This window comes from Methanohalophilus levihalophilus (genome assembly GCF_017874375.1).
In the GTDB taxonomy this organism is placed as follows: Archaea; Halobacteriota; Methanosarcinia; order Methanosarcinales; family Methanosarcinaceae; genus Methanohalophilus; species Methanohalophilus levihalophilus.
The window spans coordinates 255,879-272,218 of sequence record NZ_JAGGLK010000002.1; the positions used below are offsets into that span (position 1 = coordinate 255,879).

The 16,340-nt window shown below is 43.4% G+C and carries 16 protein-coding genes; 11 read left to right on the forward strand and 5 right to left on the reverse strand.

Annotation, left to right across the window (positions count from 1 at the left end; all coding sequences use genetic code 11):
- Positions 1-63: 63 nt before the first annotated feature.
- Positions 64-1,173 carry a hypothetical protein gene (locus J2755_RS04935; RefSeq protein ID WP_209680575.1) on the reverse strand — a complete coding sequence of 370 codons (1,110 nt, stop codon included), beginning with the start codon at positions 1,171-1,173 and terminating at the stop codon, positions 64-66.
- Between the two features lie 72 nt (positions 1,174-1,245).
- Between J2755_RS04935 and J2755_RS04940 the strand changes: the two genes are divergently transcribed.
- From J2755_RS04940 to J2755_RS04950, 3 genes are all read left to right on the forward strand, one after another.
- Positions 1,246-2,442, forward strand: coding sequence for a cofactor-independent phosphoglycerate mutase (locus J2755_RS04940; protein ID WP_209680577.1), 1,197 nt, complete (start codon positions 1,246-1,248; stop codon positions 2,440-2,442).
- 77 nt (positions 2,443-2,519) lie between these two features.
- On the forward strand, positions 2,520-2,984 hold the full coding sequence (locus J2755_RS04945) for an Hsp20/alpha crystallin family protein (protein WP_209680579.1): 465 nt from the start codon (positions 2,520-2,522) through the stop codon (positions 2,982-2,984).
- A 169-nt stretch (positions 2,985-3,153) separates the two neighbouring features.
- Positions 3,154-3,915, forward strand: a complete 762-nt coding sequence (locus J2755_RS04950) for a coenzyme F420-0:L-glutamate ligase (RefSeq protein ID WP_209680581.1) — start codon at positions 3,154-3,156, stop codon at positions 3,913-3,915.
- Here J2755_RS04950 and J2755_RS04955 read toward each other — a convergent pair.
- The 4 genes from J2755_RS04955 to J2755_RS04970 all read right to left on the reverse strand — a co-directional run bounded on the left by J2755_RS04955 (position 3,892) and on the right by J2755_RS04970 (position 6,813).
- Positions 3,892-4,362 (reverse strand): deoxycytidylate deaminase, encoded by a 471-nt coding sequence (locus tag J2755_RS04955; protein ID WP_209680583.1) that lies wholly within the window; start codon positions 4,360-4,362, stop codon positions 3,892-3,894. The two genes, J2755_RS04950 and J2755_RS04955, sit on opposite strands and share 24 nt — an antisense overlap.
- A gap of 56 nt (positions 4,363-4,418) precedes the next feature.
- Entirely contained in the window at positions 4,419-5,042 is a 624-nt protein-coding gene (locus J2755_RS04960) for a right-handed parallel beta-helix repeat-containing protein (protein WP_245312778.1), read from the reverse strand.
- Positions 5,043-5,936 (reverse strand): right-handed parallel beta-helix repeat-containing protein, encoded by an 894-nt coding sequence (locus tag J2755_RS04965; protein WP_209680586.1) that lies wholly within the window; start codon positions 5,934-5,936, stop codon positions 5,043-5,045.
- A 73-nt stretch (positions 5,937-6,009) separates the two neighbouring features.
- Complete coding sequence (locus tag J2755_RS04970) at positions 6,010-6,813, reverse strand: hypothetical protein (RefSeq protein WP_209680587.1); 804 nt, start codon at positions 6,811-6,813, stop codon at positions 6,010-6,012.
- 780 nt (positions 6,814-7,593) lie between these two features.
- Between J2755_RS04970 and J2755_RS04975 the strand changes: the two genes are divergently transcribed.
- The 8 genes from J2755_RS04975 to J2755_RS05010 all read left to right on the forward strand — a co-directional run bounded on the left by J2755_RS04975 (position 7,594) and on the right by J2755_RS05010 (position 16,337).
- Positions 7,594-8,073 (forward strand): hypothetical protein, encoded by a 480-nt coding sequence (locus tag J2755_RS04975; RefSeq protein WP_209680588.1) that lies wholly within the window; start codon positions 7,594-7,596, stop codon positions 8,071-8,073.
- Between the two features lie 310 nt (positions 8,074-8,383).
- Entirely contained in the window at positions 8,384-9,574 is a 1,191-nt protein-coding gene (locus tag J2755_RS04980; RefSeq protein WP_342591068.1) for an HD domain-containing protein, read from the forward strand.
- A 233-nt stretch (positions 9,575-9,807) separates the two neighbouring features.
- Positions 9,808-10,704, forward strand: a complete 897-nt coding sequence (locus J2755_RS04985) for a protein translocase subunit SecF (protein ID WP_209680590.1) — start codon at positions 9,808-9,810, stop codon at positions 10,702-10,704.
- Positions 10,701-12,389, forward strand: a complete 1,689-nt coding sequence (locus J2755_RS04990) for a preprotein translocase subunit SecD (RefSeq protein WP_209680591.1) — start codon at positions 10,701-10,703, stop codon at positions 12,387-12,389. Before J2755_RS04985 ends, J2755_RS04990 begins: the two co-directional genes overlap by 4 nt.
- Before the next feature lie 12 nt (positions 12,390-12,401).
- On the forward strand, positions 12,402-13,421 hold the full coding sequence (locus J2755_RS04995; protein ID WP_209681405.1) for an AAA family ATPase: 1,020 nt from the start codon (positions 12,402-12,404) through the stop codon (positions 13,419-13,421).
- Positions 13,414-15,048, forward strand: a complete 1,635-nt coding sequence (locus J2755_RS05000) for a tRNA uridine(34) 5-carboxymethylaminomethyl modification radical SAM/GNAT enzyme Elp3 (RefSeq protein ID WP_209680593.1) — start codon at positions 13,414-13,416, stop codon at positions 15,046-15,048. The genes J2755_RS04995 and J2755_RS05000 overlap by 8 nt, the downstream gene beginning before the upstream one ends.
- A 57-nt stretch (positions 15,049-15,105) precedes the next feature.
- Positions 15,106-15,441: a transcriptional regulator gene (locus J2755_RS05005; RefSeq protein WP_209680595.1), complete on the forward strand. Its 336-nt coding sequence runs from the start codon at positions 15,106-15,108 to the stop codon at positions 15,439-15,441.
- A gap of 170 nt (positions 15,442-15,611) precedes the next feature.
- Positions 15,612-16,337, forward strand: coding sequence for a tyrosine-protein kinase family protein (locus tag J2755_RS05010; RefSeq protein WP_209680597.1), 726 nt, complete (start codon positions 15,612-15,614; stop codon positions 16,335-16,337).
- Positions 16,338-16,340: the final 3 nt, after the last annotated feature.

A 16,340-nucleotide genomic window follows, 5' to 3' on the forward strand; every position in this document is an offset into this window, starting at 1 on the left:
AGCTTTAATCGTTTTTTGGCAGTATAATATGGCAGTGTAATATAAACATTATGAACCGTCATTTCATCTGCGCTTCCACATAAGGGCGGAAATCAGTGCAATCACTGAAATCATTATTCCGAATCCAGGGGTTCCCCTTGGTTCGTCTGTTGTTTCAGGTGCATCCTCTTCAGTGGTATTTTGCTCCTCGCTTTCAGTATTTCCCACACTGAAAGCAAGTTCTTCCTCGACTTCCAGTCCATCTTCAGTGATTGCCTTTACAGAAACTTCATAGATACTTGCATCAAGTTCATCGGTTATTGCAGCATAAGTCCCGGCATCAACATCCTTCCTTTCATCAATCATATCCCCATCAAGGAATACTTCCACTTTTGAGGCGGGGGCGTCAAGGGTGTAGCTGATGATTGCTGTGTCTCCTGCTTCAATGTCGCCTACTGAGATTTCAATATTTAGACCTGCATCTATTCCGGTATCTTCGCGCAGGGCTACATCTTTGAGAATGACTGTGTTTGAATCTACACCTTCGAAGAGTGTATCCACATAAGCCATAAAAATGGTATTTACCTCTCCATTACCATGAAGAGTGTAACTGAAAACATCTCCTTCCTCCAGCTCATCTTCTGTTTTTACGATATTTCCATCCTTTTTCAGTATAAGGTCTGTCATATCCGTGTCCACATCAGTGGCTGTAATTGCATACCCATTTTTAAGATCCTTTTCTTCCCCTTGAGCTACGGAAGTTCCTGAACCAAGGAGGAGGAAATCAGAATCAGATCTCTCCGGATCAAGGAACTGTTCAATCAGGATTTCGGAAATGGTATCATCCCCATCATCTTTCATGTCGATGAAAGAGACTTTTACGATGAGATATTCCTTTGTTTCATCCTCGTCGTCTTCATCCTCGATTTCAAGAATGTATTCATAGGGGTCGTTTTCCTTGGCAAATCCGCTATCCACTTCCTCTCCTTCAAGAGACACCTTTATCCAGAGATCTCCGTTGTTGCTGTTAATGTCCATGACATCTATGGAATAATCCTGCTGGATTCCGAAAACATCTCCTGCGGTGGCATCTGTTTCATAATACAGGATTGGCGGTTCGTCTTCAATGGCTGCACCTACGGCTACACTTGTAAGAATTAGTAGAATTGTTGTTACAAGAATTGTGGGTTTCACTTTACCCTCCTCCTCCTAGATTATTTAAAGTTATTAACAGAAGATATATAGCAGTTTTTCCATGGTTGTAGTATGAAATACGTAGTACTCATTGGTGACGGGATGGCAGATCACCCTATTGAAAGCCTGGGCGGGAACACCATACTGGAGGCCGCTTCAACTCCAAACATGGATAAAATGGCAATGGAGGGGGCATGTGGTCTTGCAAACAATGTTCCGGAAGGATACCCGGCAGGGAGCGATGTGGCGAACATGTCGGTTCTGGGCTATGATCCAAGAAAGTACTACTCGGGACGTGCTCCCCTTGAAGCCGCAAGTATGGGTGTCAGCTTAAAGGAAGGGGAAGTGGCATTTCGCTGTAATTTAATCACCATTGAAAATGGCTTAATTCTCGATCACAGTGCAGGACATATTTCAAGCGGAGAGGCTGCACAGCTTATTGAAGCTGTGGAAGAGGAATTAGGAAATGATGTTCACTTCTATCCTGGATTCAGCTACCGTCATCTCATGACTGCTCCCTTTGGTGTGGATTGTAATTGCACACCGCCCCACGATGTACTGGAGCAACCTGTAAAAGATCACATGCCTAAAGGTGAGGCTTCCGATGAGCTTGGGAAACTGATCGAGGCTTCATGGGATATCCTTGCGGAGCATCCTGTTAACATCCAGAGGATTAAGGAAGGGAAAAAACCTGCAAATTCCATCTGGTTCTGGGGTCAGGGGTATGCACCGGAATTTCCCATGTTTTACGATCTTTACGGGCTTACGGCTTCAGTGATTTCAGCCGTTGATCTCATTAAAGGATTAGGGGTTTATGCGGGAATGGAAGTTCTTGATGTTCCGGGAGCTACCGGTTACCTTGATACTAACTATGCAGGAAAGGTAGGGTTTGCATTAAAGGCACTGGAAAACCATGATGCTGTTTTTGTGCATGTTGAAGCGCCGGATGAAGCCGGCCACATGGGTAATATTGAGGCTAAGATACAGGCAGTTGAAGACTTTGACGGGAAAATTGTAGGGCCAATTCTGGAAGGCGTGGAGGATCTCGATGATGACTGCATTGTTCTTGTATTGCCGGATCATCCGACACCAATCGCCCTGAGAACTCACACGTCGGAGTCAGTTCCTTTTGTTGTCTGGTCTACTGCAGATTTTATCCGGGATGAAGTCACTGAATACACTGAAGAGCAGGCTGCAGACGGTAGTTTGGGAACGGTGGAAGGTAACGATCTTATTGATCTGCTCGTGGAACTCGGGGAAGCGAATTAACGCCCTTTCGCAATCTTTTTAAGCTTCCGCAACCTAACTTTTTTTGCAGTTTTAGAGGACTGCAGGAGTGGAATTGTATGAAAAGGGGTTTAATTCGCAGACCTTCGGTACCGATAGTTAGCCGCTGGGATCCATTTGATGAGATTCGCCAGACCCAGGAACACCTGAACCAACTTTTTAAGGATTTCATGCCATCCATAGAATGGAAAGGTGGGGATGTGTTCTCTCCTCTTGTGGATATTCAGGAAAAAGATGATTCAGTAGTTGTTACAACCGATCTTCCGGGAGTTGACAAAGGTGATGTGGATATCCGCATAGGTGAGGGCTACATTGAGATAAGCGCAGAGTCAAAAAAGGAGGAAGAATCTGAGAAAGAAGGCTATGTCCAGAAGGAACGTAGCTATTCCAGATTCTCAAGGGCTGTATCCTTGCCTTCCAATGTAACCGAGGAAGGCGCAAAGGCAAAACTCGAGGACGGTGTATTGACAGTAACTCTTCCAAAGACCAAGACGGCAGAAAAACCAAAGATAGAGATTGAATAATCTCTATCTTTTCTTATTTTTTTTAGAACTATAATTCGTTTTGCGGCATCAGGTCTGTAGTCCTCGTCATCCTTTGCTCGGTGGGGGTAACTCTCATCATCGCCGCAGTCAGTAATTGTAGATAGTGTTATTTATTCCTGATGCTTTTTGCAGTTGTGGAGTTGAGTCTTTGAAAATGGAAGTTCTTACGGTTGATGGCTTGCCTCTGGTGCAGCCGGGGGACAATATTGCGCAGATGATCTGTGAAAACATCGCTCTTGAAGACGGTGATATTGTAGTGATTGCATCCACCATTGTAGCAAAGGCAGAAGGGCGTCTTTTTACACTTGAGGGAATTGTCCCGGGAGAACTAGCTCTGCGTCTTGGTGAAAAGGGAGACAGGGATCCACGGATCGTGCAGGCGGTTCTGGACAGGAGTCACGAATGCCTAATCGGTTATCCCATGATGCTCATGCAGAGCAAGGGGGCTCATGTCTGTATCAATGCGGGAATTGACGATTCCAATGTTGAGGGTGGGAAGTTTGTGGAACTTCCTGAGGACTCCGATGCCAGTGCCTGCGCCATAGGAGAGGAGCTTGAGAGGCTTTCAGGAAAAAGCCTTAGCGTAATCATAACCGATACCAACGGCAGGGCTTTCAGGATAGGACAGACCGGTGTGGCTATCGGTGTTTATCATATCAAACCCATTAAGGACTGGAAAGGCACACGTGACCTTTTCGGGCTGGAACTTAAAATAAGCGAGGAAGCAGTTGCGGACGAGGTGGCAGCGGCAGCTAATATTCTCATGGGTGAGGGAAATGGCGGAAATCCTGTGGTGATTGTGAGGGGGCTAAACCTCCGCACTGACAGGGAAGTTTCAATTACCGATCTTTACCGACCAGATAATGAAGATATTGTCAAGCAGGCCTTACGCAGTTTCAAGCAGGTGTGATGGCTGCAGGTTCTCAACTTCCACGCCGGCATCCCTGAAGAATTCCAGTGCATCGGTATCAGGGTACGAGTTGAGATAAACCACCCTTTCGATATTAGAATTGATTATCATTTTTGTGCACAGGATACATGGTTGATGGGTGCAGTAAAGGGTGGCGCCTTCAATCCCGGCACCGTGCAGTGCGGCCTGAATTATCGCATTTTGTTCCGCATGAACGGCACGACATTTTTCATGACGGGTGCCGGATTCGATGTTATTTTGCTGGCGTATGCACCCGATATCAAGACAGTGCTCCATATTTCTCGGCGCACCGTTGTAGCCGGTTGAGAGGATTTGCTTGTCACGCACGATTACAGAGCCTACCCGGTTACGCAGGCAGGTTGAACGTTTGGCGACCACGGTTGCGATTTCAAGGAAATATTCGTCAGTAGAAGGTCTCTCATCCATAGCTTAGGAGAGGGGTGTAAGAGGTATATATTGGTTTTTAGTGGAGTGGGATTGTTTTATTTGCGCTTCAGCAAAAACGCAATTATAACCGACAGGATTGAGATGAGTATTCCAGGGCCTGGCATTTTCGGTTTCGTATTTCCTGAGCTGTCGTTGACGTAGGAGGTATCAGAAAGCTGCTCTCCGGATGACTGGCCGTTATTTTCAGAGTATTCGAGGGCCAAACTGCCGGATGTACTTGAGTCATCTTCGATGGTGTAGAAGTCGCAATGATCGGAAAGAATTGTGGAGCATCTGAGTTCGACATCATTGTATTCGTCACATTTGATCCATTCTCCTCCACTTTCCCTGTAATACAATTCTGCTATTCCCGAATATTCACTTGAATTTGTTGCCATATACCTCTGGAAAAGGTTTCCATAAACCTCTTCAGAGTTATCTGTACTCCATTTGTTGGGGTAGTAATCACCGTAGAAATCTCCATTCAAGTTGCTGTGTACCAGATTCCCTGAGAAAATATTGTCGTATGCGGATTCCATGCTGATTCCAAACACCTCGTTGGAGATGGCAGTGTTGTTTGTAAACCGGTTATCTGTTGAATCTCCAGACATTTCAAAACCGTTTTCGGAATTTGAATTTGCAATATTTCCCACAAAAACATTGTGCCGTGATTCTCTCAGCTATATCCCGGTGTCATGGTTTGAGATAGCATTATTGTTTACGAGCTCATTGTAATCTGATGATTGAAGGCGGAATCCATAGTACCCATTAGAACTGACATTGTTGTTTTTCAGGATGTTGTTGCCGGAGTAGTAGAGATAAATACCATAATCATGGTTTGAGATGATGCTGTTGTTCATGAATTCATTGTAATAACATTTCTCGAGGTTGACTCCAAACCAGCTATTCGATTGTGCAATATTATCCGAAAGTATGTTGTAGTCAGATGACGCCAGATCAATCCCGTCGTCACCATTTGAAATTAGATTGTTGCCAACAAATGTATTATAATCAGAGTCATGAACCACGAAGGCATCTCCTCCGTTTTCACATGCAATATTGTCTACAAACGTGTTGTTATGGGAAAATTGCATGGTCATTCCAAACTTTAAGCTTGAATTGATAATGTTTCCCACAAGCACATTATTATCAGAATTATCCAGAATGATTCCGTTTTCATTGTGGTTTGCTTCATTATTTCTTATGATGTTATTGTCCGAGGTTACAAAAATACCGCATTTTGATTTTGTGATATGGACATTTTCAACAACACATCCATCCGCTTCAATTGCAATGCCATTTGAACTGCCACTGATTACAGTTGGATATCCATTTCCCGAATCACTCCCTTTAAGAATAAGCCCGGGTTTGTTTAAAGTAACGGCTTCATGGTAAGTTCCACTGTTGACAATTATTGTATCTCCGGTATTTGAATTTTCAATTGTTGCCTGTATGGACTCCCCGCTGTCAACTAAATATACGGCTGCCGATGCAACCACGGTTATGCCCGGCATAAAAAGAGCAAGCAATATGCCCGGCAAGATGCATTTCAGGAAAGTACCCCGCTTTTCCATGCTTTTGCCTATTTTGAGTTGCTGTATGTATTTAGGCTCTCTCTCCTATTAAACGCTGGTGTTTTGTTTCTGGTCACGTGTAGCTTGTAGCTATCAGTTTTTCCCGAAAGTCATCAAGTTCTTTTTTCAGTTCACTCAGGCAAAACAAATGTTCCGTTAGATGGGGTTTTCCAAGAGCGGTATCATAAATCCAGAGTCCGATTTCCTCTGTCCTGTCGAAGTCTTTAATGTTGATTGCTATTTCATTCGATAAAATCACGGACTTTGCTATTGTTTCCAGCATTTCCATGAGGGAGTTTTTGAGGTTGATGAACAGCTCCGGCTTGAATTCGTTTATCATTGTCCCGAATTCGCTTTCAACTTCCTCCATGTTTCGCAGCAGGAGTTCTATACCCAGCGGAACCTCGCTTAGCTCCATTAACAAGTCGTTGCTATCGAGAAAGCAGTATATGTGAGGAGAATGGTATTTCTCATCTGCAATCAGTTTCAGGAATTGTTTTTCGTTTTTCGGGGAAAGGGTCATGATGTTCTGCTGATCTTTCCTGATGCTCTCATACGTGTCATCCAGATCAATTTCCATTTCGATGTTTAAACTGACAAGGTCGCTTTTCTGATCAAAAGCCCTTGCAACAACCATCTCGGATATCTGCTTCAGGTCGAAATAGATGTTCTCATCAAGCATCGGATTCTCGATTTCTTCAAGAATGGAATCGATCCGGAAATCCAGCTCAAAAAGGATTTTCTCGGAGAGAGCTTTCAGCTTTTCCTTCTCCTTGAACCTCTTTTCAAGTCTTTTTTGTTTACCCATGGAGTAAACAGCCACAATTAATCCGGCACTTCCAACTATGAGTCCAATAGCTTCACTGGGTTCTATCATCGGCATTTTCCTGAACGGTGTATTTGTCCTGAATTGGTACTCATGAACAAAGTGCCGGATTTACTAATGAACTTGGGAAGCTGGGTGAAACTGTTTGGGGGCGGGGGTTGGTTGGGATTTTCTTGACGGCTGCTGGTATTAAAAGCAGTGTTTCATATTTTTCGGCGTACCGTTGTAGGGTTGAGAGTATGTATAAGGGAATACAACGCTTGTAAGAGGAGGTTTATAGCGCAGGAAGGAATTGCAGGGTTTTTGAAATTGTAATTTTCCTGTCATCAATTGGCGGAAAATCAAGGAGCTTAAATCTTCTAATTCTTTAGTTCCAGTGGTAAGTCCAGCTCTTGGAATGAGCGTACTGTTCTATACTGAGGCATATTTCAATTAATTCGGCTCAAAGGCACTATTTTTGCTTTATGGCCTTAGGAATAGAAAATCTTGCACACAAACAAAAATACATCACAATAGAGGTTATTTTTTTATATGCATATATTAGTAAGGACTGGGAATGGGTATCCCAGTCCTGTAATCAGATATTCAAGCAATTTTAACATAGATCTAAAAATTCAGATGAGTTGAACAGAACAATAAGGAAAATGATTAATAAATATATGATCAAAAAGAAAATGATCATGTACATTTTCACTTTCACTTTGCTTTCTTCCCACTTTAATAGACAAAGAACATAAAGTAAACTTGATATAATAGGTTACAAGTGTAGTGCCTACTTTCCACTAACTTTATAATCAGAAGTTTCTATAGATAAATGGGGATATTCAACTTATGGATCAATCATCAATAAAACTCAAACTCTTTCTTGATGAATTAAATGTGCCTACAACAATTGCCACTCTCGATGAAAGAAAAACTGTACAAAAAGCAGTTTACATTGGTCAATCTGCAGGTGTAAACTTAGGCTATTCATATGGTTGGTATTTGATGGGGCCCTATAGTCCAGAATTAACAAAGGCATATTATTCATTAAATGATTATCTGGATAGTGGGGATGAAGATTATAGAAAATTTAAATTGTCAGAGAGCTTGACTCAGAAAATTCATGAACTTAAGTTGATATTGGCTGTTCCATCTGAAAAATTAAAAGTAGACAGTTGGTTAGAGTTAATTGCTTCAATTGTTTACTTAAAAAAGGAAGAGGGTTTGACACAAGATCTTATAAAATCTAGATTAAATCTTGAAAAGCCACATCTGGTTGAATATTTTGATGATGGTGTTGAGTTATCAAAGCAATTAAAATTAATTTAATGGCTATTTTATGTCGCTGTTGGCTACACACTTTGAAAAGAAAAAAATCCATGACCCAGTCCATGGGACAATTTATTTGAGTGATCTTGAAACTCAGGTTATTAATTCGAAAGCATTTCAGCGATTACGGAATATCAAGCAACTAGGACTTGCTCATTTTGTCTTTCCGGGAGCTGAATATTCGCGTTTCACTCATAGTTTAGGGGTTTGTCACCTATGTGGCGAGCTCTATGATGCGCGTCTTAAGTTGGAATTTGATGAAGAAAAAGGATGCGATGGTTAGGATGATCTTATTCGGGCAAAACAGAAAATTCGACTTGCTGGGCTTTTGCATGATATCGGACATTATCCATTCTCACATGCTATGGAAGATGCCATAAAAGAGCATTTAAAAAAACCATCCCAGGATTTAGACAACACCACAATAGACGACCTTCATTCGGAGACATTTTTAAATCACGAATCAGTTGGAAGGGAAATACTCCGTTTGGATGTGGAAATACGAACTATTCTTGAAAGCAATAACTATGATGTCCATGAAATATACTCTTTGTTCATCAGTAACGGCGAAAAATTTGATTATGAAGACGAAAAGCAGTTCAATATTTCTAATATAATTAGTTCAGATCTTGATGCTGATCGATTAGACTATCTACTTAGATCTGCATATCATCTTGGATTGCCTTATGGCTCTACTGATCTCCAATATATATTGTTACAAATGAAATTAGATGCAGATCAGAATATTTGCATCGATCCAAAAGCATTAAGAACGGTAGATCATTTTTTGCTATGTAGGTATTTTGATTATTCTCAAGTAATTTATCATAAATCAGTAGTAGCATTTGAAGAAGTATTAAAGAAAGTTATTCTGTATCTGCTTGAAAATAATGAGCTACAATATATTTCAGAAGAAAATAAATCATTGATCGAAGATAGTGGATGGTATGAATATGATGATTTGTATGTCATGAACAAGATCAGAGACTATTACAAAAAAAGTGATCTTGAACCATCTATTCAACTTTTGATAAAATCACTCATAAACCGGGTTCCTCCAAAAGAAGTTCTAAGGTTGGAGTCAATTCAAGATCGTAACTCTTATTCAAATAAACATATCTCAGCATTTCGTGATTTTAAAAATTGGCTCCCAGAAATTTCGGAAAAGTTTAGCATTCCTGAGGAAGACGTGATAATCTGGGATCTCAAAGGATTTAGTATTACAAAAATTGGAAGAAGTTTTGAAATTGAGAGTGACGAATCTGGTATAGACGAAGGAATTCGAAAAACGGTTCGAATTTATGATAGAATTTCAGGTACATCAGTTCCAATTATGCAGAGGGATGATTCTTTAATGTATTTTTTGTCTGGAAAGGCGCTTTACTCAATCAGACTTTACATCTTATTTGATAAAGACATTATATCATCAGAGGATATGGTGGCCAAAGTAGATGAGATAAAAAATTACATTCAGAATAAATGGCCAAGAGAATGGAAATAAACATTCAAACTTGACTTTTCTATGCTAATATCCCGGTTATCTCTCTGATTCAAGAAATCTTCAATTCTATTTTCTAGTATTTGGTTTAGCACTTCGTCCATAGACTGTGCTCAACCACTTCACTTGACATATTTTTCCAACAGATCCACGAAATCACAATCCAAAGGAAATTGTTTATATAATCCAGTGCTATGGAACTACCATCTAGTGATAGTTATTGGAGTATCATACCCATGGTTAGTTTTGGAGATAGGCTGGAAGCTTTTGTTCGGGGACGTGACACAAAGCAATTAATCGGCATCCCGTTGGCTGTGTTTGCAGTAGCACTGCTGGTTCTCGGGGTTTTGTTTGTGACAACAGGTTCGCCTGTGAATCTTGGCATGGAGTTTAAGGGAGGAACCATGATATCCATGCAGACGGATGATTCCGTCACAGAGCTTGAGGAACTCTACTCTTCCTATGCTCTGGTTGACGTGCGCAAAGCCGGGGACAGGGCGGTAATGCAATTCGGCCCCATGGACAATGATGAACAGTTCACTCTTGAACAAAGCGTGATGGGTATTTATTCAAATGTAGAAATCCGGCAAATCGGAGCGGTTTACGGTGCGGATTTACAGGCACAGGCACTACAGGCACTAGTCCTCTCATTCCTCGGAATGGCAATAGTTGTCTTCCTGATTTTCAGGACCTTCGTGCCATCGGTAGCCGTAGTGCTTTCGGCACTCTCAGACATTGCAATCGCAGCCGCATTCATGAGCATTGCAGGGATTGAATTATCCCTTGGAACGGTTGCAGCCCTTTTGATGCTTATCGGTTACTCAGTAGACAGTGACATATTGCTTACCACCCGCGTGCTCAAGCGCAGGGGAAGCATTGACGAAAAAATATCCCGCGCGCTCCATACCGGTCTGACCATGACAACCACAACCCTCGCGGCTCTTGTGGTAATGTACCTTGTAACAACTTTCTCTTATCTTATAACTTCCACAGCGTCCCAGATTAACCTGCTCTCAGACATTGCCATAGTCCTCATTTTCGGACTGATGGCTGATATCATGAATACATGGCTGCTTAACACCGGCATCCTGAAATGGTATGTAGCAAAGAACCCCAGGGGGGTGAAAAAATGAACGAGGAAAGGGAACAGAAACCAAAAACCCTCTGGCAGGACTGGAGAGTCAGGATATTCATACTTGCCCTCTTGCTATCCCTTGTAGCAATACACCCGTGGTATTCCGCAGATGAAGGCATTGAAACAAATCTCAATTACGGCCTCGATCTTGAAGGCGGTTCCTGGCTTCAGGTCAAGCTTCAGGGTGCGGTAATCCAGGCTGACGCAGATTCCGGACAGATGGCGGAATCATTACTGGAATCAACAACCGGGTATGCAGTTGATGTGCGAAGCTCGTCTGAAACCCCCTCAGGTTCATCCACAATAGTGCTTGTCACCGACAAACCGGTGTCCAATTCCCAAATGGACTTGCTCGGGCTGGGGGAGTATTCCATTGCAAGCGAGGGTAACGGCTCAGCGGTCACTCTCTTTTCAAGTGAGCAAAGCCTGATAATATCATATCTTTCGACTTCACTTAATTCAGAAGTTGTTCCTTTCCTGATAGAAGACGGTGTGGAATATGAAATCCGCACTGCGGTAACCGAGGAAGAACTCGACGTACTCTTTGCTGCAGTAGGCGGCTCAATCCTCACCGACGAATCAGGTGAATCCCTTTATCGTGACGGTGTCAGAACCGAGACCCGGGACATGACCAAGGACATTCTGAGTGACAAGCTCAACGGACTCGGGCTTAAGGACATCCCGGTGAGAACTGTAGGTGATGAGTACATTCTCATGGACTTTGCGGGAATCGATCTCACCACAGCCAAGGAAATTGCACTGACTCCCGGAAAATTCGAAATTCGTGTCCAGACTACAGGAAACCAGACCAAACACGTCCTCTACGGTGACGATATCGCAAGTGTCGGAATCGCCGGTTTCCATGAAGGTCAGTGGTTTACGCCTTTCACCTTGAGCGAAGAAGGTGCACTTGCATTACAGAAAGTAGCCCTTGAAACGGGAGCAACCACCAATCCGGATGCACACTGGCTGATAATGTATCTCGATGACGAGGAAATATATGGTGCTCCTCTTAGTTTCTCCGCAGCTACAAAACTCCAGCAAACTCCGATTTATGCCTGGGAAGCATCCACAGGAGGGGATGAGGAAAGTGAAGATCAGGCAAAACAGCTTCAGATTCACCTTCGCTCAGGAGCGCTTCCTGTTAACGTGGAACTAATGGGCTCGGGACAGGTTGACGCAGCTCTTGGAAGCCAGTTTAAGCTGCAGGCGATAATCGCAGGACTTCTTGCACTTATCGCAGTCGCTCTGGCGGTATTCCGCAGGTATGGCAAGAAACAGATCCTTATCCCGATGGTTGGAACTTCCCTTTGTGAAGTCGTAATGATTCTCGGGTTTGCTTCCGCAATCAACTGGCAGCTTGACCTCCCGGCAATTGCAGGAATTATCGCAGCTATAGGAACCGGTATTGACCATCTTGTGATAATTACCGATGAAGTCCTTTACGAAGGCAAACTGCCTCCGACAAAGGTCTATCTCTCACGCATTACCCGCGCATTCGGCATCATATTTGCAGCCGCCTCCACTACGGTTATTGCAATGTCCCCGCTTGTGGTAATGGGCTTTGGTGCTTTGAAAGGTTTCGCCATAACAACCATTATTGGTGTCATGATCGGTGTCCTTATTGCAAGACCTGTTTATGGCAAAGTGATTAAAGAAGTCCTTCACGAAGAGGAGGGTTAAGCTACGCAGGATCTGTGGACTGTCAAATACAGGCCGGAAACCCTTGACGGCATAGTGGGAAATAAGAAAGCAGTGGATATGCTTCGCCTGGTGGTATCATCAGGTCGCCTGCCACATCTTGTAATCCACGGCCCCGCAGGGTGCGGCAAGTCCACGGCAGTCCTTGCCCTTGCAAATGAAATGTATGGCGAAGACTACGAGCGCAACCTCACTTATTTCAACGCATCAGATTTTTTTGATCAGGGAAAACGTTATCTTGTAAGGGATAAGCGTTTCATCCGTTTTCTCGGAACAGACGATCCCAAAAAGATCCAGTCAAGCGTGATTTCCATTTTCAAGGATCTGGTAAATGAGTATGCTGCAATGGGTTCTCTGGATGCGGATTACAAAATCATTTTCATAGACAGCGCCGAATCCCTCAGGGAAGATGCCCAGCATGCACTGAGAAGGATAATGGAGCGCTACAGCAAGACGTGCAGGTTCGTTTTTTCCACAACCCAGCCATCCAGACTTATATCGCCCCTGCGATCCAGGGGTCTGGAACTTTTCTTCACCTACGTCGGGGAAGACGAATTCATAACTTTCCTTAAGGGAGTTGCAGAAGCTGAAAATCTGGATGTATCCGATGATGCATGGGATAATCTGTACATGCTATGCAAAGGCAACATTGCATGTGGTCTAAATATACTGCAAACCGTTTCCCTTGAAAGCAGCGGAAAAGTAGACACGGAAATGATTTTTACGGCCTCACAGGAAAGTATTCCTGCAGGAGTAAGGGAACTTTACAGGGCAATTCTGAAAAAGGATCTTCCAGCCGCAAGAAAAGCCATCGATCCACTTTTAATCAGAGATGGAATGTCAGGAGTTGAAGTAATTAGCCACCTTCACAAGGTCATCTGGGAGGAGGCCTTGCAGCCCGAGGATATTGCTGCAATGCTTCGGAAACTTTCAGATGCTGATCTGCTCATACGCAGTGGTGCCAGCGACAGGATACAGCTTGAAGCCCTTGTCACGGAGATGGCGAATGTCTGATGAAGATGCAAAATTCACAGAGGCCTGTAGGAAGTTAATGGATATTGTCCTGAGTGGTGAAATCGAAGACAAAACCCTTCTAAACCGTAAGAAACTGGCAATCTGCAGGGAAATGTCTCTTCAGAAATTGCCACGTAATTCTGATATAATTGCAGTTGCACCACCTGAATTAAAAGAAAAAGTCAAAGCCCTCCTGCGTCGCAAACCTGTGCGAACCATTTCAGGTGTTGCTGTTATTGCTGTTATGACTTCACCTGCGCCCTGTCCGCATGGAATCTGTGTTCCCTGCCCGGGTGGGCCTTCTTCCAAATTCGAGTCTCCACAAAGCTATATGGGTCAGGAACCCGCGGCTTTGAGGGCAATAAATTACGATTATGATCCTTACAGGATAGTTAACGGCCGCCTCTCGCAGCTGGAAGATATAGGACATGATGTTGACAAAGCCGAATTGATAATAATGGGGGGAACCATGCCCTCCCGAAGTCTGGATTATCAGGAATGGTTTGTAAGACGCTGCCTTGAAGCCATGAATGATTATCGAGGCAAAGAGTGGAGGGAAAGTGTCTTTTCAAGGGGGCAGTTCGTTCCGCTTGAACAGGTACAGGTTGCCAATGAAACTGCTTCTGTGCGCAATATCGGGATGACTTTTGAGACTCGTCCGGATTGGGCAACCGAAAACGAAGTAGATAGGATGCTCCAGTTAGGCGCAACCAAGGTTGAGCTTGGTGTTCAAAGTGTTTTTGATTTCGTTTTATCCCGTATAAAAAGAGGGCATACGGTGGAAGATACCGTAAACGCAAACCGGGTTTTACGTGACAGTGGCCTGAAAGTGGGTTTTCATATGATGCCCCGGCTTCCGGGATCGGATAATGAAAGGGACTTACGGGGATTCAAAAAACTTTTTAATGATCCAGGATTCATGCCGGATTACCTCAAGATCTACCCGACCCTTGTGACGGAAGGTACCGAGCTTAACAAAATGTGGGAGAGTGGGCAATACTCTCCGCTTTACGATGATGAGGCGATTGAGCTTATTGCGGATTTGAAGGCCATACTTCCCAAATGGGTGAGGCTGCAGCGTATTCAGAGAGATATTCCGGCAAACCAGATCCTTGCCGGAGTCAGGAAGAGCAATATCAGGCAGCTCGCTTCCGAGAAGCTTGAAGAAAAGGGAGGTACTTGCAGGTGCATCCGGTGTCGGGAAGTCGGGCACAATATGTTGAAAGGGAAGGAACCTGTTGCTTCGGATATTGAACTTATGGTAGAAAGCTACAAGTCATGCGACGGACTGGAGCATTTCATTTCCTTTGAAGATGTGAATCAGGATATTCTGATAGGGTTTTTAAGGCTGCGTTATCCTCACAATCCGCATCGGAAGGAGCTTGAATATTCCGCTCTTGTAAGGGAATTGCATGTTTATGGTTCACTAATTCCTCCGGGAAAAGATTCCAGGACAGGAAGCTGGCAACATCGGGGATATGGCGCGGAATTGTTGAAAACTGCTGAAGAGATGTCCCGGGCTGCTGGCTACAGGGAACTCGCAATTATCAGTGGTATAGGCGCAAGGGAATATTACAGGAAATTTGGTTATCGGCTTAAGGGCCCCTATATGTCCAGGCTTCTCTGAAATGGCCGTCAAATTTATGTATTTTTGTAGTACATAGCTACTACGAGAGGCTTACACGTGATTGACGAAGAAAAGGCAGATGAATTCCTTTTTTTGCTCAGGAGTATTGATGGGAAGCTTGACAGGCTTCTGAAGGCCAATAATCTGGATTCAGGTGCTGAAATTCCAGAGGGCCTCGATGTGATGACTCTCCTGTCCTTGCCAGATCACTTGCGGACAACAGCAACTGCACTTTTTGAGGCCGGCTTATCTACGGCGGATGAATTATCTGAGATGACAACCAAAAAGAGGGCAGTTGAGAGCTCTTACTTGAATCAGCTTGTGAGAATGGGTCATGTTCGAAAAGTAAGAAAAGGGAAGAAAGTATATTTTGAAGTCAAATCCTCATACTAAAGTAAAAAAAGGTTCAAATGAATTTATATTAATCGATTGGATTAATATTCGTAGGACAAATTAATGTATATTATTTAGCTGAATGTTAAAAGAAGATTTAGTGACATCCAGCTAGATTGCCATTTTATGTGCACTAATCTTCTGCAAAACTACAAAACGGTCATGTTAATATGAGTATCTGTATTTCAGTTCATTCTTCAAAAGGCGGCACAGGGAAAACCTGTATTTCCCAAAACCTTGCTTCTGCTTATGCAATGGAAGGGAAAAACGTCTGCCTTATGGATCTTGATCTTAAATCCCCAAGCCTTTTTGGCAATTTGTTTCCTGTGAAAAATAGATGGTTAAACAGTGTGCTTGAAGGGAATAGGGATGTTCAGGATGTGCTTGTGGATGCGACTGATAGCGTCGGAACAAAAGGTAAACTTTCTATCGGTTATTCAAATCCCGAGATCACTGCGATAAGGGACATCTCCCTGAAGGATCGCCACTGGCAGTCCCAGGCTCTTAAGGAAATGGTTGATTGTAAGAAAGAACTCTTTTCCAATGGCTATGATGTGGTGATTCTGGATTCCAGCCCCGGTGTAGATTATACCTCAGTAAATGTAGTTGCATGCAGTGATTATGTATTAACTGTGTTCAAGTCGGGAGAAAGCAGGGGTGTTCAGCCTGTGATTGATGGAATCTACAAACCGCTCGAGAAGAAGTGTGGGGCTGTCGAGAACATGAATGTTAACGGCGTTACTTCTTTCTCAATAGATTCCAGTGTCCCGATACTTGCAATGATTCCATGCATGTGCGATGTTTCGGAGCATGGGACTAAAAAAATCTTCACTCTTGAAGATCCGACTCATCCGTTTTCAAAAGCGATATTCAGTGTAAAAGAGCAGATTAGATAAGGC

Coding starts and splice junctions, on each gene's coding strand:
- J2755_RS04940 (WP_209680577.1), top strand. CDS start 1,246: ATGAAATACGTAGTACTCATTGGTGACGGGATGGCAGATCACCCTATT.
- J2755_RS04945 (WP_209680579.1), top strand. CDS start 2,520: ATGAAAAGGGGTTTAATTCGCAGACCTTCGGTACCGATAGTTAGCCGC.
- J2755_RS04955 (WP_209680583.1), bottom strand. CDS start 4,362: ATGGATGAGAGACCTTCTACTGACGAATATTTCCTTGAAATCGCAACC.
- J2755_RS04965 (WP_209680586.1), bottom strand. CDS start 5,936: ATGGAAAAGCGGGGTACTTTCCTGAAATGCATCTTGCCGGGCATATTG.
- J2755_RS04970 (WP_209680587.1), bottom strand. CDS start 6,813: ATGATAGAACCCAGTGAAGCTATTGGACTCATAGTTGGAAGTGCCGGA.
- J2755_RS04975 (WP_209680588.1), top strand. CDS start 7,594: ATGGATCAATCATCAATAAAACTCAAACTCTTTCTTGATGAATTAAAT.
- J2755_RS04985 (WP_209680590.1), top strand. CDS start 9,808: ATGGTTAGTTTTGGAGATAGGCTGGAAGCTTTTGTTCGGGGACGTGAC.
- J2755_RS04990 (WP_209680591.1), top strand. CDS start 10,701: ATGAACGAGGAAAGGGAACAGAAACCAAAAACCCTCTGGCAGGACTGG.
- J2755_RS05000 (WP_209680593.1), top strand. CDS start 13,414: ATGTCTGATGAAGATGCAAAATTCACAGAGGCCTGTAGGAAGTTAATG.
- J2755_RS05010 (WP_209680597.1), top strand. CDS start 15,612: ATGAGTATCTGTATTTCAGTTCATTCTTCAAAAGGCGGCACAGGGAAA.